Genomic DNA, 23,300 nt, shown 5'->3' with positions numbered 1-23,300 from the left:
CAGGCTTTGCGAAAAAGCACCCTGTGCAGGGACATGGGCGTGTAGGTGCGTGGCGCAATTTCGTGTAGGAAAGCAGGAAGTCTGCGCTCACGCTTGTGCCGAGCGGGGTTGCGGCCGACGGCTGGTTTGCCGTCGGTTGAGAGCGCCTCCGGAAGCGGCATGGGCTTCCCGTATAATCACCGGCGGCACGCAGCAGGTGCGCCGGGCGTTCGCGCCCCTCGGCAAGCGCCTGCTCCAAGCGGATGCGAACAACAATGAAGGGACCCGCGGGAGGATGACGGCGCAAGTCCGTCTTTCCCGCTCGACCGACCTCGGTGCTCAAAGCTAGGCTTAAAGGTAAGTTTCACGACATGGCAGACATTTCTTGGTTGCGCGGCTCAGGCCTGGCCGCGCAGATCGTCACGGCAACCGATTGGACGGCAAGTCCCCTGGGAGCGCCGGCGCAATGGTCCCCGACCTTGCGTACCTCGCTCAACATCGCACTGCACTCGCCGCTGCCCAGTCTGCTGGTGTGGGGTGCGGCACGCCAGATGCTCTACAACGACGCGTTCGCCGCCTGCATCGGAGCGGCCCATCCGGCGGCCTTCGGTACGCGCCTGAGTCAGTCGCCGCTCTGGCGTGGCGCGGCACGTCTGTGCGAGGCGGCGATTGGGGCGGCCTTCAATGGCCAGCAACAGCAGCTGCCGCGCGTGTCGCTGTTTGCCGATGCCAGCCCGACAGACGGTGGGGCCGGCCAATGGGATCTGTCCTGCCTGCCGGTGTGGGAAGACGCTGCGGAGGGTGAGCCGGCGCAGGTGGCCGGCGTGTTCTGTACGCTTGTGCGCACCTCGGGCCTGGATACCGCACTGGCGCACACCGACATGTTGCGCGACCTGATGGAGCAATCGCCCAGTTTCAAGGCGATCGTGCGTGGTCCGCAGCACGTGTTCGAACGTGTCAATGGTGCCTACTTCAAGTTGTTCGGCGATCGCCCGGTGCTGGGCCTGCCGGCGCGGCAAGCGCTGCCGGAATTGCTGGACAAAAATCTTTACGAACTGCTGGACCGTGTCTACCAGACCGGCCAGACCTATACCGAACGCGGCGCACGTCTGTTCTTGCGACGCGAGCACCAGAGCGGCTTTGCGGGTGCGGTGCTGGACTTCGTGTTTCAGCCCATCAAGGGTGCCGATGGCCGGGTGGCTGGCATATTCATCGAGGGCAACGATGTCACCGAACGCTTCGTGGCCGAAGAGCGTCTGCGCATCGTCGATCGTGCTGGCGGGATCGGCATCTTCGAGTGGTTCCCGGTTTCCGGCAAGCTGGCGGTCTCGGACCGTTTCCGCCGCCTGTGGGGCCTGCCTGCCGAGGGCGAAGTGACTTCGCAGCAACTGGTGGACATGATCGACGAGGAATTCCACCCCAATCTCGGTACTTCTCGCATCAAGGAGGGCGGACCGCGCAATCCGCTCGAATACACCGAGTACCACATCACCCGCCCCGACGGCGAGCAGCGCTGGCTGGCGCGCAAGGGTGAGGTGGTGGAGGATGATCCGCGTACCGGTTCACGCTATGTCGGGGTGGTCTTCGACGTCACTTCGCGCAAGCTCGTGGAGCAGGCACTGGCCGCTTCCGAAGCCAGCGTGCGCGCCAACAACGCCTTCGTGCGGCAATTGCTGGACTCGACCGACCAGGGCTTCTTCTCCATCGACCGCGATGGCATCGTCACGCTCTGCAATGCCGCCTTCCTGCAATTGCTGGGCTATGCCGGCGAGAAGGATGTGCTGGGGCGTTCCATCCATGAGGTGATCCTGACTGCGGCTGACGACGGCACCGGCACGCGCGGCCAATGCGCCGTGCTCAAGGCCGCGCGAGAAGGGCTCGCGGCCCATGTGGAGAGCGAGGATTTCCTGCGTGTCGATGGCAGCAGTTTCCCCGTGCAGTACCAGGCCCATCCGGTATGGCAGGATGGCCAGCTGCAGGGAGCGCTGTGCACCTTCGTCGACCTGACCGAACGACGACGCGGACTGCAGGCCCTGTCATGGAGCGAGAACCGTCTCACTGCCATCTTCAACCAGGCCTCGGTGTGCTTCTCGGAGCTGGACCTGGAAGGCCGCTATCTGCGCGTGAACCAGGCACTGTGCCGTATGCTCGGACGCACCGAGGCCGAGATGCTGCAGATGACCCTGGCCGACGTCACCCATCCTGACGATGTGCCGATGAACATGACTCTGTTCAATCGCTGCATTACCGACGGCAGTTCCTTCACACTGGAAAAGCGCTACCTGCGTCCGGATGGCAGTTCGTTCTGGGTCTCCAGCGACATCAGTCGCATCGTCGATGGCGAGGGCAGGCCGCAGGCCATGATCGCGGTGTCGACCGACATCACTGAACGCCGCCGTGCGGAAGACGCGTTGCGCGAACTCAACGATACGCTGGAGCAGCGTGTGGTCGAGGAAATCGTTGAGCGCAGTCGCGCCGAAGCAGCGTTGCGCCAGATGCAGAAGATGGAAGCGGTCGGCCAGCTCACCGGCGGTGTGGCGCATGACTTCAACAACGTATTGCAGATCATCGGCGGCAACCTGCAATTGCTGCAGACCGATCCGCGCCTGGACGACCGCAGCCGTCAGCGTGTGCGCACGGCCATCGGCGCGGTTGATCGCGGTGCCAAGCTGTCCTCGCAACTGCTGGCGTTCGCCCGCCGCCAGCCGCTGCAGCCACGCAGCATCAACCTGGAGCGGGTGGTGCAGAACATGGATGATCTGCTGCGCCGTGCCGTGGGTGAAAACATCGAGATTTCCACCGTCATTACGCATGACCTGTGGAACACCATGCTCGACCCCAACCAGGTCGAGAACCTCATCATCAACACCGCCATCAATTCGCGCGATGCGATGCCCAATGGCGGACGGCTCACCCTGCAGATCGACAACGTGCAGCTGAGTGATCCGGCCTTCCTCTCGCAGGCCGACCTGCAGCCGGGCGATTACGTGGAGCTGCAGATTTCCGACAATGGCGCCGGCATGTCGCCCGAGGTACGTGAGCGCGCCTTCGAACCTTTCTTCACGACCAAGCGCGAAGGCGAGGGCACCGGGCTGGGCCTGTCGATGGCCTATGGCTTCGTCAAGCAGAGCAGGGGCCACATCAGCCTGCACAGTGAAGCGGGCAAGGGCACCACGATCCGCATCTACTTCCCGCGCTGCATCGATCAGGAAGTGCTGATCGACGACAACCGCGACATGGAGGTGCGCGGTGGTGACGAGACCATCCTGGTCGTTGAGGATGATCCCAATCTGCAGTTGACGGTGATCGATACCCTGTCCTCGCTGGGCTACCGGGTGCTCAAGGCCGACAATGGCGAGCGTGCCCTGGCCATCCTGCAGAGCGGCATTGCAGTGGACCTGATGTTTACCGATGTGGTCATGCCGGGCAGTGTCCCCGTGACCGAACTGGCACGTCAGGCGCGCCAGCTGTTGCCGGAGATCGAGATTCTGTTTACGTCCGGCTATCCGCGCGATGCCATTGTGCATGAAGGACGCCTGGATGCGGGGGTGGAGCTGCTTTCCAAGCCGTATCGCATCAACCAGCTGGCCCAGCGCATCCGGCAGATGCTCTCCAGCCGGGCCCATCGCATCGAACTGGCCCAGCTCACGCGCGAGCGCGATCAGGCCAATGCCAGCGCCAGCCTGCATGTGCTCCCGGTGGGGGATCCCCAGCGCCAGCCCGAGGGACAGGACGCGCATTTCGAACAGGCCGACGCCGGGAGCGCCGCTGCCGCGACGGCGACACCTGCGACACCTGAGCCGACGGCGGCATCTTCCAGCGGATTGCGTCTGCTGGTGGTGGAAGACAACATCGATTCCCAGCAACTAGTGTGTGAATTGCTGGAGACGCTGGGCCACCAGGCACGCGGCGTGGTCAGTGCGGAAGATGCGCAGCAGGCCCTGGACGAGCAGAGTTTCGATGTGCTCTTCACTGACGTCAATCTGCCGGGCATGTCCGGGGTGGACCTGGCCAGGCACGCCCTGGAGCGGTTTCCGGAAATGTCGGTGATCTTCGCTTCCGGCTACGGCACCATGGTGGCGCGCAACGTCGGCTTTGCCTCGCACTCCCTGCCCAAACCTTACGATATCGATCAGTTGCAGGAGATCCTCAGCAGGATTGCCATGGCCTGAGGAGAGCGGGGCGGTGTCACGATGGTTTCCTGGGATAGAAATTTTTCCTGACCAGACGGCGCGACTTCTCCAGCGCCGCGAGCAGTTCCGCGGGAGTCACCGGGGTGGGTGGCCAGCGCGGATCATGCGCGAGGATGCCAATCAACTCAAGGACATCGGCAACGTTGGTCGAACATGAATTGTCGAGAATGCTGTAGCTGCTCCGGGTGCCATTGCTTTGAAGGATCAGCTGCCTGTCCAGTGCCACTCTTCGTTTGAGCTCGACGTCCAGCATCTGCTTTTCCTTTGCCGATAACCAAAGGACGAGGCCAACACTGTCGCGATAGCTTTGTCCTCTGATGCTCAGGATTTTGAGAGCCTTCTCGAGTTTGCCACCATTCATGTACACGGTTTTGCTCATGACCAGGTATTCGTCATGCGCGCGCAAGTAGACGGTTCCATCAATCATGATCGCCGCATGACCCCACTGCTCCCCACTGCCGGGCAGTCGTGTGTCGCCAATGATGACCTCGATGAACTCCCTCTTCACGGTGACGACCTTCTCGCCGACATCGGTCATCGGCGTCAGCGTCCGGGTAGCGACCTTGCGCAAGGTCTTGCCGGTCCTGGGCGAGCGCAGCGGGTTATCCATCGTCAGCCCTCCAGATAAATATCCACCTCCCACCGCTGCGCCGCCGTTGCAGTCATGTGGGTGCGGCCATGCGCGTCGGTGAGGCCGAACTGCGGCGCTCCGCCGGCGATCGACAAGGCATATTCGGCATGGGCAATCGGGTTGCCGTGCTGGTCGCGCAGGAGGTAACGATCGCCATAGCGGGTCTGTGCGGGCTGCGCCGTCGCCGTGAACTCATCCGCCGTGACCTGCCGCTGGGTCGCCTGCAGCACGGCACCGCATGAGGTCATCATCCCTTCCACCGCCACCTGACGCCCCAGATAGCGAAACTGCTCCGCGCCCTCGACAATGCTGAACACGCTGCGACATTGCGGGCAATAACCGCGATGCCCCACGCCGGCCATGGGCTTGCCAAACAGCGTGAAGTTGGAAAAGCCTTCCTGCACGATGCCGCCGTGAGAAGTGGGATCGCCTTGGCGGATGATGGCTCTGGCCATGTGCTGCTCCTCTTCATGGTTGAAACAGCACGAAGGTAAGCCGAGTTGCGCGCTTGTTGCTTATAAGCTGAAAGAGATCAAGCGGAGTCCGAAGTTATTCCAAAGACTCTTCTCATTATTTCGAGACAGCGAAGCGGGCAGGGGTGAAGACTTGTCAGGAAACTTTCTTTTTTCCGTCATATTGCTTAAAATAAATAAGAACTATTATCGTTCGCATTAAAGTTAATCAATATGAAGAGGAAACCCTTGATCCAGTCGTCGCTGCGCGCTCGTCCCCGCGCCATGTATCGCGCCTTGCGCCCGGTTTTCATCAGCATGGCGCTGGCCGGCGCGCCTGCACTGGCGGTGGCGCAGGCGGTACAGACCGGCGCTGCCGAGAGCGATGCCAATGACGCTGGCAGCGTGCAGTTGCCGACCGTGACCGTCTCCGCCACTGGCACAGGCGAGGCAACGCAGCACCTGCAAAGCCAGTCCAGCGCGGGTGCATTGGGATCGCGTTCGCTGCTGGAGACACCTTTCTCCGTCACCAGCATCACCGCTGCCGACCTGGCCGACAAGCAGGTCAACAAGCTTGGCGACCTGTTCTACAACGAGGCTTCGGTCAGCGACAACAGCGGTGGTTACAGTGCCTGGGCCTCCTACATCACCATTCGCGGCCTCCCTGCCGACTGGCAGAATTCCTTCCGCATCGATGGCAAGCCTTTCCTCGGCTATGGCATCACGTTGCCCTACGATCACTTCGAGCGGGTCGACCTGCTCAAGGGCTCGGCCGGCTTCATGTATGGATTCGGCTCGCCGGGCGGGGTACTCAACTACGTCACCAAGAAACCGACCGACACCCCCGTGCGCAGCGTCTCGGTGGGCTACACCAGCAACAGCATCTGGAGCGAGCACATCGACCTGGGCGGGCGCTTCGGCAACGACAACATGTTCGGTTATCGCCTCAACGTCACGCATGACCAGGGCCAGACCTTCAATGATGGCCACCTGCGCCGCAACTCGGCCTCGCTGGCGCTGGACGGACGTCTGACGCGCGACCTGACCTGGGATTTCCAGGCCATCTGGCAGAACAGCAATTCCACCGACCAGACGCCGTCCTTCGTGACCAGCAGCCTGAGCGGCAGCGCACTGCCCTCGGTAGTGAGCGGCAGCGACAAGACCCTGGCCGGCCCCGGCCAGCATCTGGACACCAACTTCCAGTTCTACCAGACCGGGTTGACCTATCGGCTCAACGCCGACTGGAAGGCCAACCTGAGTTACAGCCACAGCACGGCCAAGCGCTTCCGCAATGAAGACATCGCCATGCTCTCGGATGCGGCAGGCAACTATGCCGACTGGCGTTCCGACAGCCGCGAGGGCCATACCTTCGACCAGTGGCAGGCCATGCTGGAGGGCAATGCCCGCACCGGCGGCATCGACCATCAGTTGGTGCTGGGGGCGTCATGGCAGAAGCAGGTCAATGATTATTCGATCAGTTCGGTGTACCAGCAGATCGGCAGCGGCAATCTGTATGTGCCCAATACCAATGCCTACTACAGCAACACCGGCCTGCAGACCTATCACAACGCCATCATCAGCCAGCAGGCGATCTTTGCCAGCGATACGCTGAACTTCTCGGAACGCTGGTCACTGCTGGCCGGTGGCCGCTACAACCAGTTCAAGCAGGACAACTTCACCACCGCCGGTGCACTCAGTTCGCGTTACGACAAGTCGGCCCTGACGCCGACAGTCGCCCTCATGTTCAAGCCCGAGCGCAATACCACCCTCTACACCAGCTATGTGGAATCGCTGGAGCAGGGCGGTGTCCCCGGCGTGACCAACACCAACTACGGCAGCCAGTTGAAGCCGCTCAAGAGCAAGCAATATGAGGTCGGTGCCAAGACCGATCAGCAGAACTGGAGCGCCACCGCCGCGCTGTTCCGCATCGAGCGGGCTTCCGAATACACGCGCAATGGCGCGCTGGTGCAGGATGGCCAGTCCAACTACCAGGGCCTGGAGCTGGGCGCGGCCTATCGCCCGACGGCACGGTGGCTGGTCGCAGGCAGCCTGATGCTGCTCGATGCCAAGTACGACCAGGGCAATACCTACAACGGCAACCGTGTGGCCGGTGCACCGCGCAACATGGCCACGGCCCGGGTGTCCTACCTGGTGCCGCAGGTGGCCGGCCTGAAGCTGTCGGCCGATGCCAAGTTCACCGGCAGCACCATGGTGCGTGCAGCCAATGACATTGAACTGGCCAGTTACATCCTGTTCAATCTGGGTGCCAGCTACACCACGCGCATCGGGCAGCACGACACGACCTTCCGGGCGTCCGTCAACAATCTGCTGGACAAGCGCTACTGGCAATACCAGTACGAGAACTACATCAAGCCGGGTGACCCGCGTACCTTCAGCGTGTCGGCCAAGGTCGATTTCTGACCCGGTCATGGTCGCCTTCCGAGCAGCCCCTGAATCACTCCGCCATCTAGCCAGGTAAGTCAGCCCATGCGTGCAATTCTCGTCCTCCTCCATCGCTGGTTCGGCCTGGCCGTGGCCGTGTTCCTGTTCATCGCCGGCGTGACCGGCGCGTTGATCTCCTGGGATCACGAACTGGATGCCTGGCTCAATCCGCAACTGTTTCATGCCCGCAGCGCCGACCGCCCCGACGCCGGGCCGCCGTTGCCGGGCCTGGAACTGGCACGGCGCGTGGAAGCTGCCGAGCCCGCCTTGCGCGTGACCTATGTGCTCACCGAGGCCGAACCCGGTCACACCATCAGCATGATGGTCGAGCCACGCCTGGATCCGGCTACCGGCAAGCTGCCGGTGCTGGATTACAACCAGATCGCGGTCGATCCGGTCACCGGCGACATACAGGGGCGCCGCATGTGGGGCGCGATCTCGCTGGCGCGGGAAAACCTGCTGCCCTTCCTCTACAAGCTGCACTACACGATGCACCTGCCGGACGTGGGCGGCATCGAGACCGGCATCTGGCTCATGGGCATCATCGGCATCGTGTGGACACTGGATTGCTTCATTGCGCTCTATCTGTCTTTCCCCAACTGGCGCAGCTGGCGCAAGTCGCTGGCCTTCCGCTGGCGCGAGGGCGGGCACAAGCTCAATTTCGATCTGCATCGCTCGGGCGGTGTCTGGATCTGGGGCTTGCTGCTGATACTGGCGGTGACCTCGGTGTCGATGAACCTGGAGCGCCAGGTCATGCGTCCCCTCCTGCAGAGCGTTTCCACGCTGAGCGCCGGCCCCTTCGATACGCGCACCCCGATCGCGCCCGACAAGGTGCCGGAGCCGCGTATTTCACGCGAACAGGCCGTGGCCCTGGGGCGCGCGCAAGGACAGAAGCTGGGGCTGACCGAGCCGGTCGGCGGGGTCTTCTATTCGGGCATGTTTGGCGTCTATGGGGTGGGTTTCTTCCAGCCTGGCAACGACCATGGCGATGTCGGGCTGGGCAATGCCTGGCTGTATTTCGATGCCATGAGCGGCGCCTATGAAGGCGGCAAGATTCCCGGTCGCGGCAGTGCCGGCGATATCTTCCTGCAGGCCCAATTCCCGCTGCATTCGGGCCGCATTCTCGGGCTGACCGGACGCGTGCTGATTTCCTTGATGGGCGTGCTGGTGGCGATGTTGTCGGTGACTGGCGTGATCATCTGGGTGCGCAAGCGCCGTGCGCGCCTGCAACAGCGTGATCGTCTGGCCGCCCAAAAGACACCGGCCCGCGAGGGGCCGGTGGTGCAAGCGCGCTGACTCAGCGCAGGTCGTGCTGATGGTGTCAGTGCGCCATCAGCACCGGCAGCGTCATGGTTTTGAGGATGGTCAGCGTCACGCCGCCCAGCAGCACTTCGCGGAAGCGGGTGTGACCGTAACCGCCCATGACCAGCAGGTCGGAACCCTTGTCGGCCGCCAGCGAGAGCAGGGCATTGCCGATATCGAGCGTGGTCTGTTCCTGCGCCACTTCCACCTTCACGCCATGGCGCGCCAGGTAGAGCGCGATGTCGGCGCCGGGCTGCTCACCGTGTGTGCCCAGGCGCTTGTCGGAATTGAAGAGCACCACCGTGACGTTGTCGGCCTGCCGCAGCAAGGGCAGGGCGGCGGTGATGGCGCGGGTCGATTCCATGCTGCCGTCCCAGGCGATGAGCGCATTCTTGCCCACCTGCCTGAATTCACCCGCGCTGGGGATGATCAGTACCGGACGCGGTGAATTGAGCATGACGTATTCGGGCAGGTCGGTGAGGAAGCTGTCGTCGGCATCATCGAGGTCGGCCTGGCTGACCACCACCAGGTCGGCATAGCGCGCCTGCAGAGCCAGACCGCCTTCGGCGTCGTCATCGACGAAGCGCTTTTCGCAGGAGGGCACGCCGACGCTGTTGGCGATCTTGTCGAAGTTTTCCAGCGCAGCCAGGGCACGGTCGCGGAAACCATCCATCTGCGCCGCAACGTAGGCGGCGCCTTCCATGGTGATGAAGCTGGAGATGCCGCTGACGGCACTGCCGATCAGGTGCGCCTGCTGTGCGCGGGCCAGTTCGGCGGCAATGCGGATGCGCTGGGCGGCGTGACGCGACTGGTCGACATGGACCAGGATGGACTTGTAGCTCATGGTGGCTCCTCGGAGATTCGTGGGGGAAGGCATCCACGGCGGAATGCCATGTCTTCAGAGTAGGCCGGACATGGGCAGGCGTCCAGCGCAAATCCGGGGCTGCTTGACGCATGTCAATGGCGTTTCGGCGCGATTGTATGGAAGCATCGTTGGCATGTTTCCATACAAGCACGCCCATTGCGGTATGCTAGTCGGCTTTCGCAACCAGCCTGCCGATCCGGGACTTTTCATGCCATCCATCTTCCACCTGGCCTACCACGTGCGCGACCTCGACCAGGCGCGCCGCTTTTATTGCGATCTGCTGGGCTGCGCCGAAGGGCGCAGCACCGACACCTGGGTCGACATTGACTTCTTCGGTCACCAGCTCTCGCTGCACCTGGGCGAACCCTTTGCCGTGAGCAACACCGGTCATGTCGGTCATCACCTGGTGCCCATGCCGCATCTGGGCGTGATCCTGCCATTGGATCAATGGCAGCAACTGGCCGACCGTCTTGCCGCCAGCGGCGCGCTGCAGTTCGTGCTGGCACCGCAGATCCGCTTTGCCGGCGAGCCAGGCGAGCAGGCCACGATGTTCTTCCTGGATCCCTCGGGCAACCCCATCGAAGTCAAAGGCTTCCGCGATCTGGCCACGGTGTACGCCAAATGAGCGCGGTCACGCCCATTGCCTTCGTCAGCCAGGGCGATGCCGCCTCGGTAGCCGCCTGGTTGCAGTGCTTGCGCGCGGCCATGCCGGAAGAAGAGATCCTGGCCTATGCCGACCTGGATGAAACGCGACGCGCGCAATGCCGCGTGGCCATCGTCGCCAATCCCGATCCGGCGCAACTGAAACTGCTGCCGCAATTGCAGTGGGTCCATAGCGTCTGGGCCGGGGTGGAGCGGCTGGTGGCCGATCTCGATCAGAGCGGTCTGCAGATCACGCGTCTGGTCGATCCCCGGCTGGCTGCCACCATGGCCGAAGCGGTACTGGCCTGGACCCTCTACCTGCACCGCGACATGCCGTATTACGCCCGCCAGCAGCAGGCGCGGCAATGGCAGCCGCTGGACTACGTGCTGCCGGAGCAGCGTCGCGTGGGCATCCTCGGGCTCGGTGCCCTGGGTGAAGCGGCAGCAGCGGCCCTGCGCCAGGCGCGCTTTCCGGTGACGGGCTGGAGTCGCAGTGCGCGCAGCATACCGGGTATGCAGACCTGTAGCGGGATGGAGGGACTGGCACAGATGCTGGCACAGACCGACATTCTGGTCTGCCTGCTGCCACTGACGGCCCAGACACGCGGTTTGCTGGATGCCGCGCGGCTGGCGCTGTTGCCACCGGATGCACAGATCATCAATTTCGCGCGCGGACCCATCATCGATGATGCCGCCCTGCATCAGGCACTGGATGCGGGGCAGTTGCGGCATGCGGTGCTGGACGTCTTTGCGACTGAACCATTGCCGCCTGACGCCTGGCCGTGGTCGCATCCTGCGGTGACGGTACTGCCGCATTGTTCGGCACCGACCGATTCGGGGACGGCCTCGTCCATCGTGGCGGCCAATATCCGCCATTACCGCAAGACCGGCGAGATCCTCGCCAATGTGGATCTGAAGCGCGGCTATTGAGGCCATCGGGCGCCTCAGTGGCGCGCGATGGTAAAGCCGATGCTGTTGTACCCGTCACGGCTGCTGGCGAAGGTCCGTCCACCGTGCATGCGCGCCACCGCCTTGACGATGGCCAGGCCCAGGCCGTGGCCGTGGCTGCCGTTGATGTCCTGGCGCGCGCTGTCGACACGATAGAAGCGGTCGAACAGGCGCGGCAGGTGTTGCTCGTCGATGGCCGCGCCGGGATTGGTGACGGCCACGCGCACCATGTCTTCGCCGCTGGCGATGTCAATGCGCAACTGCGCACCTTGCGGCGAATGCTGGATGGCGTTCTGGATCAGGTTGGTCAGGGCGCGCTTGAAAAGCGCGGTTTCCATGGTGGCCGTGGCCTCCAGGTCGCCCGCCACCGTGATGGCCATGCCGGTGTCATCGAGCACGAATTCGAAGAAATCCACCGTCTTCTGCACCGCCTCGGCCACCCGCACCGGCACCCGTGCGGTGGCGGCTTCGCCCTGGTCGGAGCGCGCCAGGAACAGCATGTCGTTGACGATGGAGCGGATGCGGTCCAGCTCTTCCAGATTGGATTGCAGCACGTCCTTGAATTCCCCCGCACTGCGTTCGCGCGCCAGCGCGACCTGGGTCTGGCCGATCAGGTTGGCCAGGGGCGTACGCAGTTCGTGGGCGACGTCGGCATTGAAGGCTTCAAGCTGCGTATAGGCCTGTTCGATGCGTTCCAGCGCGCCGTTGAAGGCTTCGGCCAGGACCGACAGCTCGTCCGGCAAGGCTTCCACCGGCATGCGCGCCGACAGCTTGCGCGGAGAGAAACTCTGGGCGCGGGCCGACATGCGGCGCAAAGGGGCCAGGCCGGCGCGCGCAATCCAGTAGCTGGAAATGACGGCCAGCACGATGCCCAGCAGTGAGGAAATGCTCGTGGCCAGAAGAAAAGTGCGCCGCATCTCGAAGTAGGGTGCACCGTCGACCCCGACCGTGACCCGGACTTCCGGGCGCTCCTCGAAGGCCGGCAGGGTGCGCGTCATGATGTGCAGCGGATAGGCCCGCCCCGGCAGGTGCAGCCGTCCGACCTCCTTGCCATCCACATGATTGATGGCCGCCGGGGACAGCCGCGTGAGATCGCCATAGGTGAAGCGTGCATCCTCGCTGGCGATCCAGAAGAATACGTGCTGGTCCGCCTGCGACAGGGTGGACAGTTTCAGTTGTACGCGGCTCCAGCGTTCGGTAGTGCCGGCGCGTTCGATCTGGTAGCTGATGTCATTGAGGGTAGTGAACAGGGAATCGCGTTCATGGCGCAGCAGCTCGCCCTTGAGGACGGTGTAGAGCACCACGGCAGCCACGGCGAAGATGAGCAGTGCCGATACCGCCGACATGAGCACCAGGCGCGCCGTGATGGAGCGCTGCAGCGGCAGGCGGCGTTTGTTCCGGCGGGCCCCCTGCGGGATCGGCGTCTCACTCATCGTCGCTGTCACAGGTGGCGCGCGGCTCCAGCACGTAACCCATGCCGCGCACGGTATGCAGCAGCTTCTGTTCGAAGGGCGCGTCGATCTTGGCGCGCAGGCGCTTGATGGCGACTTCGACCACGTTGGTGTTGCTGTCGAAATTCATGTCCCAGACCAGTTCGGCAATGGCCGTCTTGGAGAGGATTTCCCCCTGGCGCCGTGCCATCACGGCCAGCAGAGCGAACTCCTTGGCGGTGAGGTCGATGCGCAGCCCGCCGCGGAAGGCCTTGCGCGAGATCAGGTCGATCTGCAGGTCGCCGATGCGCAGCTGCGGTGCTTCCTGGACACGTCCCCGGCGGGTCAGTGCCTGCAGACGGGCCAGCAGTTCGAGGAAGGAGAAGGGCTTGATGAGGTAGTCGTCGGCCCCCTCGTGCAAGCCCTTGATACGGTCTTCCACGCTGTCCCGTGCGGTCAGCATGATGACCGGCGTCTGCTTGACCGTGCGCAGCGAACGCAGCACGGCAAAGCCATCCAGGCCCGGCAGCATGACGTCCAGCACGATGACGTCATAGTCATGCTGGATCGCCAGGTGTTGTCCGTCGACCCCGTTGCCGGCCACATCGACCGCGCAACCCTGCTCGGTGAGGCCCTTGCAGAGGTACTCGGACATCTTTTGCTCATCTTCGACTATCAGGATCTTCATGCGCTCTCCACTGGCGGCGCCAGGAACATTCCCCGGCGCTCGCCCATGCCGGATTCTACCTTCCCGGCCGGACCTTGTTGATGACGCTGCTGCACAGGCTCAGTGCTCCTGTGCCAGGCGTGCCGCCTTGCGTTGCTGGCGCGCCTTCTTCTTGCGTTCGTACCAATAGTGGGCGCGGTCCAGATAAAGGTAGACCACCGGCGTGGTGAAGAGCGTGAGCGCCTGCGACAGCACCAGCCCGCCCACCATCGCATAGCCCAGCGGACGACGCAGCTCGGAACCGGCACCATGGCCCAGCATCAGCGGCAGGCCCGAGAGCAGGGCACACATGGTGGTCATCATGATGGGGCGGAAGCGCAGCAGGCAGGCCTTGTAGATGGCTTCTTCCGGTTTCAGTCCCTGGCTGCGCTCGGCGGTGAGGGCGAAGTCGATCATCATGATGCCGTTCTTCTTGACGATGCCGATGAGGAGGATGATACCGATCAAGGCAATCACCGACAGGTCGTAGCCGCCTATCATCAGGATCAGCAGCGCCCCCACGCCCGCCGAGGGGAGGGTCGAGAGAATGGTCAGCGGATGGATGTAGCTCTCGTAGAGCAGGCCCAGCACGATGTAGACCGCAATGAGGGCGGCCGCGATCAGATAGGGTTGCGAGGCCAGCGAATCACCGAAAGCCTTGGCCGTACCCTGGAAGTTGCCCACCAGCGTTTGCGGCACGCCCATCTCGTCCTTGGTCTTCTGGATCACGTTGACCGCCTCGCCCAGCGACACGCCCTTGGCCAGATTGAAGGAAATCGTCACTGCCGGGAACTGGCTCTGGTGGCTGATCGACAGGTAAGAGGTCTTGCTGGTATCGATCTTCACGAAGGTCGACAGCGGCACCTGCTGACCGGTCAGCGGCGAGGTCAGGTAGAGTTTGTCGAACAGTGAAGGATCCTTCTGCAGTTGCGGCGTGACCTCGAGAATGACGTGATAGCTGTTGATCTGGGTGAAGTATTGCGCCACCTGGCGCTGGCCGATGGCGTCATAGATGGTGGCATCGATCAGCGAGGGCGAGATGCCGAAGCTGGAGGCGCGCGCCCGGTCGATGGTGATGACGGCGGCGGCCGCCTGGTTCTGCTGGTCGGAAGCCACGTCGGTCAATTGCGGCAGACGACGCAAACGCTCCAGCATGCGCGGCGCCCAGACGTTGAGTTCATCGAGGTCGGTATCGGTGACGGTGTATTGGTACTGGGTACGCGAAAGACGGCCACCGACGTTGATGTCCTGGCTGGCCTGCATGAACAGGTTCACTCCCTGGATCTTCGCGACCTGGGGACGCAGGCGCGCGATGATCTCGTCGGCATTGGTGGTGCGGCCTTCGTCCTTTGGCTTGAGCGCGATGAAGAATTGGCCGGTGTTGAAGGTGGTCGAGCCGGCACTCATGGCAAAGCCGAGCACGTCCGGATCACGGCGGACCACCTCGGCCACCTTCAGCAGGCGCTCGTGCATGGCCGCCGATGAGGTGTCCTGCGAGGATTCGGCAAAGCCGACGATGACGCCATTGTCCTGCTGAGGAAAGAAGCCCTTGGGGATGAAGATGAACAGCACCACCGTCAGCGCCACGGTAGCGATGAAGCTCATCAGGGTGATGAACTGGTGCCGCATCACCACGTCCAGCCCGCGCTTGTAGCCATTGAGCATGGCATCGAAGCCGCGCTCGAACCACTGGTACAGCTTGCCGTGCGGGTGACCATGTTCGTTCTTGAGGAAGCGCGAGCACAGCATGGGAGTCAGGGTGAGCGAGATGATGACCGAGACGGCGATGGTCAGCGTGACCGTGACCGCGAATTCGCGGAAAAGCCGCCCCACGATGCCACCCATGAGCAAGAGAGGAATGAACACTGCCACCAGCGACACCGAGATCGAGATGATGGTGAAGCCGATCTCGCCGGCCCCCTTCAAGGCCGCCTCCAGCGGCGTCATGCCTTGTTCGACGTAGCGATAGATGTTTTCCAGCATGACGATGGCGTCATCCACCACGAAACCGACTGCAATGGTCAGGGCCATGAGCGAGAGGTTGTCCAGGCTGTAGCCGACCACATACATCACCCCGGCCGTGCCCATGATGGCCAGTGGCACCGTCACCGAGGGGATCAGGGTAGCGGCGACGTTGCGCAGGAACACGAAGATCACCATCACCACCAGCGCGATGGTCAGCACCAGGGTGAATTCCACATCCTGAACCGAGGCACGGATGGTCTGGGTGCGGTCGATCAGGGTATTGACGTGGATCGCCGCCGGAATGGCAGCGCGCAGGCGGGGCATGGCGGCCTTGATGCGGCCGACCGTCTCGATCACGTTGGCGCCGGGCTGCTTGGTGATGGCCAGCACGATGGAACGGCCATTGGTGATGGTGTGGTCGGCGGTATTGGCGGCCCCCGCGAAGGCCCAGGCGGCGATCTTGTTGTTTTCCGGGCCATCGACGGCTACGCCGATGTCCCTGACCCGGATCGGCGCCCCATTGCGCCAGGCCAGGACCATGTCATTCCATTGCTCGGCCTTGAGCAACTGGTCGTTGGTATAGACGGTAAAGGCCTGGCGCGCACCATCGACGGTGCCCTTGGGCTGGTTGACGGTGGTGGTGGCGATGACGCCGCGCAGGTCTTCCAGGCTGATGCCCAGCGTGGCGATCTTGGCCGGATCGACCTGGATGCGCACGGCCGGTTTTTGCTGGCCGTTCACGTTGACCAGGCCGACACCGGAGATCTGCGAGATCTGCTGGGCCAGGATGTTGTCGGCGTAGTCGTTGACCACCGTCAGGGGCAGCGCATCGGACTGCACGGACATGATCATGATGGGCGAGTCGGCCGGGTTGATCTTGCGGAAGGTCGGCGGATTGGGCAGGTTCGAGGGCAATTGCCCGGTGGAGGCGTTGATGGCCGCCTGCACGTCCAGCGCGGCGGCATCGATGTTGCGGTTGAGATCGAACTGCAGCGTAATCTGGGTGGTCCCCAGGGTACTCTGCGAGGTCATCTGCGACAGGCCGGCGATGAGCGAGAACTGTCGCTCCAGCGGCTGCGCCACGTTGGAGGCCATGGTCTCGGGACTGCCTCCGGGCAATTGCGCCGTCACCTGAAGGGTGGGGAAGTCGACCTGCGGCAGCGGTGCCACCGGCAGCAGCGGCCAGACCGCAATCCCCACCAGCAGGAGGGCGATGGCCAGCAGCGTGGTGCCGATGGGGCGCTTGATGAAGGTGGCCGAGACGCTCACTTGGTGCTTCCTTTCGTCTGGGCACCGGACGACTGCGGCTTGCTTTCGACGATGCGGCTGCCGGGCTTGAGCTTGTACTGTCCGTCAATGACCACGCGCTGGTCAGCGCTCACGCCGCTGTCGGCGGCCAGGACGGCAATGCCGTCCTGGATACGGTCGACCTTGACCGGCTGCATGTCGGCCTTGTCGTCCTGGTCGATGGCATAGACGTAGGTGCCTTGCTGGTTGCGCTGGATGGCCGCTGCCGGGACCGTCAGGGCGTTGCCGTGGCTGTTCATCTGCAGGCGGGCATTGACGTACTGGCCTGGCCAGAGCGTGTGTTGGGCATTGTCGAAGCGCGCCTTCAGTTGCACGGTGCCGTTGCCGGTGTTGATCTGGTTGTCCAGCAGCACCAGTTTGCCGGTGGCCAGTATCTCCTGCGAATCGCGCGCATAGGCGATCACCTTGAGCGGCTGCTGGCTGCTGCGCTGAGCGCGATTGATGCCGACCACGGCGTCTTCCGGCAAGGTGAAGACCAGGGTGATGGGATCGATCTGGTTGATCACCACCAGCCCGTTGGCATCGCTGGCATGCACGATATTGCCCGGATCGACCAGACGTGCGCCGACGCGCCCCGAGATGGGCGCATGGATGGTGGTATAGCTCAGTTGCACCCGGGCATAGGCCACTTGCGCCTCATCGGTCTTGACCGCAGCTTCCAGCTGCGCCACCAGCGCCTTCTGCGTATCGAGCTGCTGCTGTGTCGCGGCATCCTGGCTGCGCAGGGTGGTATAGCGCTGCAGGTCCAGTCGCGCATTCATGAGGGTGGCGGCGTCCTTGGCGCGCTGCGCCTCGGCCTGGGCCAGCTGTGCCTGCAGGGCACGCGGGTCGATCCGGGCCAGCAGTTGTCCCTTCTTGACCTCGGCACCTTCCTGGAACCCGACCTGGTCCAACTGGCCGTCGATGCGCGTCCTGACGACCACGCTGGCATTGGCGGTGACGGTGCCGACCCCGGCCAGGTAGAGCGGCAGATCGCGCTCCTGTACGCGGGCCAGCGAGACCGACACTGGCGGTGTTGCCTTGGCAGCCGGCTGGTCGGCGGCGCGGGCGCGCTGCAGGGTGATCCAGCCGCCAGCACCGGTGGTGAGGATGAGTGCCGTCGCCACGAAGAGGGCCAGGCGGGAGCGTTGCGCAGTCGGGGAAGTGTTGCGGGAGTTGGGTGAGGTGGTCATGCCGGAAACTCGTCCTGGAAAATGCACATGGGATTGGGAAGATGCAGCACGCCCGTCAGCGCGCCGCCATCGGTACCTGCACGCTGGCGGCAGCGGGCTGTCCCACCTGCCAGCCGCCGCCGGTCGCCTTGATCAGCGCGACGCTGGCCACCAGCTGGCGGCCCAGCAGGGTGACGGCACTGCGCTGATTGCTCAGGGACGTGGCCTGGGTGGTCACGACCGACAGGTAGGTGACGGTGCCGGCCTGGTACTGGCGCATGGCCAGCCGTTCGGCCAACTGCGCCGATTGCACCGCCTGGGCCTGGGCCGCGCTTTCCTGGTCCAGCACACGCAAGGTGGAGAGGTTGTCTTCCACGTCCTGCAGAGCGGCCAGGACCGTCTGCTTGTATTGCGCAGCGGCGGCGTCATAGGCGGCGACAGCGGCATCGTTGCGGGCACTGCGTGCGCCGCCATCGAAGAGGGTCTCGGCCAGCGCTGCGCCCAGCGACCAGACGCGGCCCGGGGTATTGAACAGATCGGCCAGGGAAGCGCTGTTGTAGCCCCCGCTGGTCGACAGGGTCAGGGTCGGGAAGTAGGCTGCACGCGCCACGCCGATGTTGGCATTGGCGGCGGCGGCCAGGCGTTCGGCATTGGCGATGTCGGGACGGCGTTCCAGCAGGTCCGAGGGCAGTCCTGCCGGGATCTGCGGCAGGCTGGCTTGCAGGTGCAGGGCGTTGGCATCCATGCCGCGGTCGCTGGCCGCGGCGGGCGGCAGCGGTGCCAGGCTGAAGGCGGCCGGCGCCTTGCCGATGAGCATGGCGATGGCGTGTTCCAGCTGGTTGCGGGTGGCGTCCAGATCGATCCATTGGGCTTGGGCAGCGCGCAGTTGCGTATCGGCCTGGGCGACGTCGGAGCGCAGGGCGGTACCGGCTTCGTATTGATGCGTGGTCAGTTGCAGGGAGCGTGTATAGGCCGCCACGGTGCGGCGATACAAGTCTTTCTGCAGGTCGGTCACGCGCAGTTGCAGGTAGTTTTGCACCAGGGTCGCCTGAATTGCCAGGCGGGCAGCCGCGAGGCTGGCGGCACTGGCTTCGGCGCCGGCGTCACCGGCCTCGGCGCCACGGCGGATGCGGCCCCAGAGGTCGGCCTCCCACGAGGCGTTCAAGCCCACGGTATAGCTGTCGCCCAGGCGTTGTACGCCGTTGGTATTGGTCTGTGCGCGCGTGGCCCCGGCCTGCGCACCGATGGTCGGCCACAGGCTGGCCCGCGCCGCCGCAGCCGTGGCCTGGGCCTGGCGATACTGGGCCGCAGCCTGCTGGATGGTCTGGTTGGCGGCGTTGGCCTGACTGACCAGCTCATCGAGGACGGGGTCGCCATAGGCTTCCCACCAGCGCTGGCGATCATCGACCTGGCGCGGGACGGCGACTTTCCAGGGGCCCTGTTCCTTGTAGGCCGCGGGCAGGTCGATGGCCGGGCGCACATAGTCGGGTCCGACCGCGCAGCCGCCCAGGAGCGCAGCCAGCACCAGTACCGTCATTGCCTTCTTGGCGCGGAAGGCGAAGTGTTGTGGAGGATGAGTGAAATGACGAAGACGGGCGCTGGCTGCGACGCGGCAAAACGGGACGACCATAGGGCTCACGATGATGGCTTGCGGATGAAGGACCGGCCGGCCTGGCGGCACCCCTCAGCGCCCAAGGCCGACCTCGGCTTACGGCGACAATGTAAGCGTTGACACTCAACGCGAGGCTGACATCAAGATGACAATTTTGTCAGCCAGGGCGCACACCGGTGTAGGCCGCGCGCGGGCGGATCAGCCCACCGCTGCGTCCTTGTTCGAGGGCGTGGGCGATCCAGCCTAGCGAGCGGCCCAGGGCGAACAGCCCGAAGGCGCTGCCCGGTGGCAGTTGCAGATGGCGTCGCAAGGCGACCAGGGCGAAATCGACGGAGGGAGGATGGCCGGTCAGCGTGCGCACTGCCTCGATCACGGCTTGCCAGCGCGGATGCGACGATAGCAGGGGGGCCAGCAGGGCGCTGGCCCGCACGTCACCCTGCGGGTAGAGATGGTGGCCAAAGCCGGGGAGTTCCTCGCCGCGTGCCAGCCGTTCTTGCACGGCGGCAACCGGGTCGGCCTGATTGTCCAGCGCATCAAGCAGCGCTTCGACGCGCGCCGTGGTGCCACCGTGCAGCGGGCCGGACAAGGCGGCCAGGCCGCCGATGATGGCGGCTTGCAGACTGGCACCGGTCGAGGCAACACAACGGGCGGTGAAGCCGGAAGCATTCAGTTCATGATCAGCGCACAGCACCAGGGCTCGCCTGACCAACTGGGCAGCGGCCTCATCGAGTCCCCAGGCGCTGGCGCATTGCAGGTGCAGGGGGCCGGTGGCGGGGGCGGTTCCCAGCAGGCAGGCCGCCAGGCGGCGCACCAGCAGGCCGCAGCTGGCCAGTTGCCGCGGCCGGGGCAGATGCCATTGGGCGCCGATGTCCTCGCCGCAGGCCAGGGCGAACAACGGTAACAGCGTCTGTTCGGCGCGGCCCCTGGCCCAATCGGCCTGTACGGTGGCCAGCCGGGCGCAGACGGTCGGCAGCGTCCCATCGAAGGCATCCTCCACGTTGCAATCCCACAGCAAAGCGGCCACCTCCTCGACGGTGGCCGTCGCGCTGAGCTGCGCGGCATCAACGCCCCGGTAGTAGAGCCTTCCGTCTTCGATCAGCGTAAGCGCCGACTCCAACACCGGCAGCCCCCAGTCCAGCGTGGCGCGCGCCACTTCGCGCGGCTTGCGGCCACGGCTACGATTGGCCGCCAGTCGCTCGACATCGGTGGCGAGGTAGCGGCTGTCGCGGGCTTGCCCGCCGGGGTGGGCGTGCAGCAGCCCGCGACTGACATAGGCGTACAGCGTCTGGCGTGATATGCCCAGCAGGGTGGCGGCCTCGGCAGAGGTCAGGTAGCGGCTCATGGGTCAATGGATGCTTGGATAGGTTGATTAAATTAATCAATATTGACGATTAATTCAAGCGGGGTATCCTGAGTGTATTCATTTCAATTGCTCAGCAAGGGGACTTTCATGACTTCGCACGCAACCGCACAGGCCATGCTTGGCCAGATCTGGAACGCACTCGACGGCCATCCTGAGGAACTGGCCTCCGTCCGCTACGTCGGCCAGGGGGCCCTGCCCTCGGTCTTCGCCACCACGGATCTGGCCCAGGCCTCGGTGGCCGCCGCCGGACTGGCCCTGGCCGGACTGGTCCAGAGCGACGGTGCCGCGCCTGCGGAGGTGGTCTGTGACCGCCGCCTGGCGGCGATGTGGTTCAGTGGCAGCCTGCGCCCGCAGGGTTGGGCGCCGCCGCCCTTGTGGGATGCGGTGGCGGGGGACTATCGCGCCGCCGATGGCTGGATACGCCTGCACACCAACGCCAGCCATCATCGTGCGGCGGCACTGGCCGCGCTGGGGCTGGACGCCCGGCAGGCCACGCGCGAGGAAGTGGGGCAGGCCGTCGCGCGCTGGAAGGCGGGCGAACTGGAAACTGCGGTGGTAGCACAGGGAGGTTGCGCTGCTCAAATGCGCAGCCAGGCGCAGTGGGCTACCCATGCGCAAGGTGCGGCCGTAGCCGCAGAAGCGCTGGTTGCACGGCAAGGCGTCGAGGCCGCCGCGCAGCCGTCGGGTTCCATCGATCCACGGCGACCCCTGGCGGGAGTGCGGGTACTGGATCTGACGCGGGTGCTGGCCGGGCCGACGGCCACGCGCTGGCTGGCCGGTTTCGGGGCCCAGGTGTTGCGCATCGACCCGGCCTGCTGGGAGGAGCCCGGGGTGGTCCCCGAGATGACCCTGGGCAAGCGCTGTGCCGGGCTCGATCTGCGCCAGCGTGCCGATCTGGCTTGCCTGGAGAATCTGTTGCGCCGGGCGGACGTGCTGGTACATGGCTATCGCGCCGATGCACTGGAACGCCTGGGCCTGGGCGTGCAGCGTCGGCGCGAGCTCAACCCGGCTCTGGTGGACGTGGCCTTGAACGCCTACGGCTGGAGTGGTCCGTGGGCGCAGCGGCGCGGTTTCGACAGCCTGGTGCAGATGAGCAGCGGCATTGCCGAGGCCGGCATGCGCGCCGCCGCCAGCGACAAACCCGTGCCGCTGCCGGTACAGGCCCTGGATCACGCCACCGGCTATCTGATGGCCGCCGCCGCCGTACGCGGTCTGACGCTGCGCCGGATCGCCGGTGAAGGCAGCCAATACCGCCTGTCGCTGGCGCGCACCGCGCAGTTGCTGGCCGATCATCCCGCCGCCTCGGGGCTGGCCGGACTGGCACCGGAAACGCCAGCCGACCTGCATCCGCATCTGGAACAGACCGTCTGGGGCCCGGCCCGGCGCTTGCGCGCGCCGCTCAGCGTGGGCCATGCCGAGATGGCCTGGGATCATCCGGCCTCGCCCTTGCGTTCGGCGCGGCCTGAGTGGCTCTGATTTCGTTTAACATGATGGCCTTGTGAATACGGGGCAGGCAGGCGGCATCATGACATCCACGCTCAAGGAACTGGTGGCAGGCAACAAGGGCCTGCTGGCCTTCATCGCGCTGATGGTGGTGTTTCGCAGTGCCATCGCCGACTACAACGTGGTACCCAGCGGTTCCATGCTGCCGACCGTGATGGTGGGGGACCGCATCCTGGTCGACAAGCTGGCCTACGACCTGCGCCTGCCGCTGACCCATATCAGTCTGTGGCGCCTGGGCGAGCCGCGACGCGGCGACATCGTCACCATCGATTCGCGGCAGGCCGGCGAATTGCTGCTCAAGCGTATCGTTGGCCTGCCTGGTGACGTGGTGGAACTGCGCGACAACGTGCTCTTCATCAATGGCCGGGCCGCCAGCTACGGTCCGGCCCACGCCCCTCGCGAAAGCGGTGACGGCATCGACCAGGCGCGCTACCGCGATGAAGAGATCGATGGCATGAACCACCTGGTACGCCTGTCCGCAGCGCATCCCAGCCTGCACAGCAGCTTCGGCCCGGTGGTGGTGCCGGCCGATCACTACATGATGCTGGGCGACAATCGCGACAACAGCATGGATTCCCGCTATTTCGGTTTCTTTGCCCGCAGCGAGCTGATGGGACGTACCCGTCGCATCGCCTTTTCCCTGGACGCCGACCACTTCTTCAAGCCGCGCCCGGATCGCTTCGGTCTTCGCCTGGATGCGGTGACCCGACCGCAGTGAGATTTCGGCGATTTTTTGTCACAATAATCTTCGTTTTTTTGCTGTCAATCGCTCAAGTTGTCCAAAAGCATGCCGTTACCAGTGACGGAA

Annotated in this window: 16 protein-coding genes; 7 read left to right on the top strand and 9 right to left on the bottom strand. The window is 64.5% G+C overall.

Features of this window, described 5'->3' with window-relative positions; genetic code table 11:
* Nucleotides 1–350: 350 nt before the first annotated feature.
* A complete protein-coding gene (locus HWE01_RS18030) occupies nucleotides 351–4,151 on the top strand; it encodes a hybrid sensor histidine kinase/response regulator (protein WP_241822488.1) in 3,801 nt (1,266 codons plus the stop codon).
* Nucleotides 4,152–4,167: 16 nt separating this feature from the next.
* On the opposite strand, the gene HWE01_RS18025 is transcribed toward HWE01_RS18030, so the two are convergent.
* Entirely contained in the window at nucleotides 4,168–4,782 is a 615-nt protein-coding gene (locus tag HWE01_RS18025; RefSeq protein ID WP_008329175.1) for a hypothetical protein, read from the bottom strand.
* Between the two features lie 2 nt (nucleotides 4,783–4,784).
* Nucleotides 4,785–5,258 carry a PAAR domain-containing protein gene (locus HWE01_RS18020; RefSeq protein ID WP_008329173.1) on the bottom strand — a complete coding sequence of 158 codons (474 nt, stop codon included), beginning with the start codon at nucleotides 5,256–5,258 and terminating at the stop codon, nucleotides 4,785–4,787.
* Between the two features lie 246 nt (nucleotides 5,259–5,504).
* Between HWE01_RS18020 and HWE01_RS18015 the strand changes: the two genes are divergently transcribed.
* Both HWE01_RS18015 and HWE01_RS18010 read left to right on the top strand, forming a co-directional pair.
* On the top strand, nucleotides 5,505–7,676 hold the full coding sequence (locus HWE01_RS18015; protein WP_241822487.1) for a TonB-dependent siderophore receptor: 2,172 nt from the start codon (nucleotides 5,505–5,507) through the stop codon (nucleotides 7,674–7,676).
* A 66-nt stretch (nucleotides 7,677–7,742) separates the two neighbouring features.
* Nucleotides 7,743–8,993 carry a PepSY-associated TM helix domain-containing protein gene (locus HWE01_RS18010; protein ID WP_241822486.1) on the top strand — a complete coding sequence of 417 codons (1,251 nt, stop codon included), beginning with the start codon at nucleotides 7,743–7,745 and terminating at the stop codon, nucleotides 8,991–8,993.
* Between the two features lie 25 nt (nucleotides 8,994–9,018).
* Here HWE01_RS18010 and HWE01_RS18005 read toward each other — a convergent pair whose 3' ends face one another.
* Complete coding sequence (locus tag HWE01_RS18005; protein ID WP_008329167.1) at nucleotides 9,019–9,843, bottom strand: universal stress protein; 825 nt, start codon at nucleotides 9,841–9,843, stop codon at nucleotides 9,019–9,021.
* Between the two features lie 229 nt (nucleotides 9,844–10,072).
* Between HWE01_RS18005 and HWE01_RS18000 the strand changes: the two genes are divergently transcribed.
* Nucleotides 10,073–10,489, top strand: a complete 417-nt coding sequence (locus HWE01_RS18000) for a VOC family protein (RefSeq protein WP_008329166.1) — start codon at nucleotides 10,073–10,075, stop codon at nucleotides 10,487–10,489.
* The gene (locus HWE01_RS17995) at nucleotides 10,486–11,436 is read left to right on the top strand and encodes a 2-hydroxyacid dehydrogenase (RefSeq protein ID WP_241822485.1); all 951 of its coding nucleotides are present in this window, start codon (nucleotides 10,486–10,488) and stop codon (nucleotides 11,434–11,436) included. Before HWE01_RS18000 ends, HWE01_RS17995 begins: the two co-directional genes overlap by 4 nt.
* A 14-nt stretch (nucleotides 11,437–11,450) precedes the next feature.
* On the opposite strand, the gene HWE01_RS17990 is transcribed toward HWE01_RS17995, so the two are convergent.
* The 6 genes from HWE01_RS17990 to HWE01_RS17965 all read right to left on the bottom strand — a co-directional run bounded on the left by HWE01_RS17990 (nucleotide 11,451) and on the right by HWE01_RS17965 (nucleotide 20,968).
* Nucleotides 11,451–12,887 carry a heavy metal sensor histidine kinase gene (locus tag HWE01_RS17990; RefSeq protein ID WP_241822484.1) on the bottom strand — a complete coding sequence of 479 codons (1,437 nt, stop codon included), beginning with the start codon at nucleotides 12,885–12,887 and terminating at the stop codon, nucleotides 11,451–11,453.
* Nucleotides 12,880–13,572, bottom strand: coding sequence for a heavy metal response regulator transcription factor (locus tag HWE01_RS17985; RefSeq protein ID WP_008329163.1), 693 nt, complete (start codon nucleotides 13,570–13,572; stop codon nucleotides 12,880–12,882). The genes HWE01_RS17990 and HWE01_RS17985 overlap by 8 nt, the downstream gene beginning before the upstream one ends.
* Before the next feature lie 99 nt (nucleotides 13,573–13,671).
* The gene (locus tag HWE01_RS17980) at nucleotides 13,672–16,824 is read right to left on the bottom strand and encodes an efflux RND transporter permease subunit (protein ID WP_241822483.1); all 3,153 of its coding nucleotides are present in this window, start codon (nucleotides 16,822–16,824) and stop codon (nucleotides 13,672–13,674) included.
* Nucleotides 16,821–18,035: an efflux RND transporter periplasmic adaptor subunit gene (locus HWE01_RS17975; RefSeq protein ID WP_241822482.1), complete on the bottom strand. Its 1,215-nt coding sequence runs from the start codon at nucleotides 18,033–18,035 to the stop codon at nucleotides 16,821–16,823. Before HWE01_RS17975 ends, HWE01_RS17980 begins: the two co-directional genes overlap by 4 nt.
* Nucleotides 18,036–18,090: 55 nt before the next feature.
* Nucleotides 18,091–19,551 carry an efflux transporter outer membrane subunit gene (locus HWE01_RS17970; protein ID WP_241822481.1) on the bottom strand — a complete coding sequence of 487 codons (1,461 nt, stop codon included), beginning with the start codon at nucleotides 19,549–19,551 and terminating at the stop codon, nucleotides 18,091–18,093.
* A gap of 232 nt (nucleotides 19,552–19,783) precedes the next feature.
* Entirely contained in the window at nucleotides 19,784–20,968 is a 1,185-nt protein-coding gene (locus tag HWE01_RS17965; protein ID WP_008329158.1) for a citrate synthase family protein, read from the bottom strand.
* Nucleotides 20,969–21,076: 108 nt separating this feature from the next.
* Between HWE01_RS17965 and HWE01_RS17960 the strand changes: the two genes are divergently transcribed.
* Nucleotides 21,077–22,465: a CoA transferase gene (locus HWE01_RS17960; RefSeq protein ID WP_241822480.1), complete on the top strand. Its 1,389-nt coding sequence runs from the start codon at nucleotides 21,077–21,079 to the stop codon at nucleotides 22,463–22,465.
* A gap of 49 nt (nucleotides 22,466–22,514) precedes the next feature.
* Nucleotides 22,515–23,210 (top strand): signal peptidase I, encoded by a 696-nt coding sequence (gene lepB, locus HWE01_RS17955; protein ID WP_241822479.1) that lies wholly within the window; start codon nucleotides 22,515–22,517, stop codon nucleotides 23,208–23,210.
* Nucleotides 23,211–23,300: the final 90 nt, after the last annotated feature.

Source organism: Herbaspirillum sp. C7C8, assembly GCF_022627875.1.
Lineage (GTDB): Bacteria > Pseudomonadota > Gammaproteobacteria > Burkholderiales > Burkholderiaceae_D > Herbaspirillum.
This window is presented reverse-complemented; position numbering and strand designations above follow the sequence as displayed.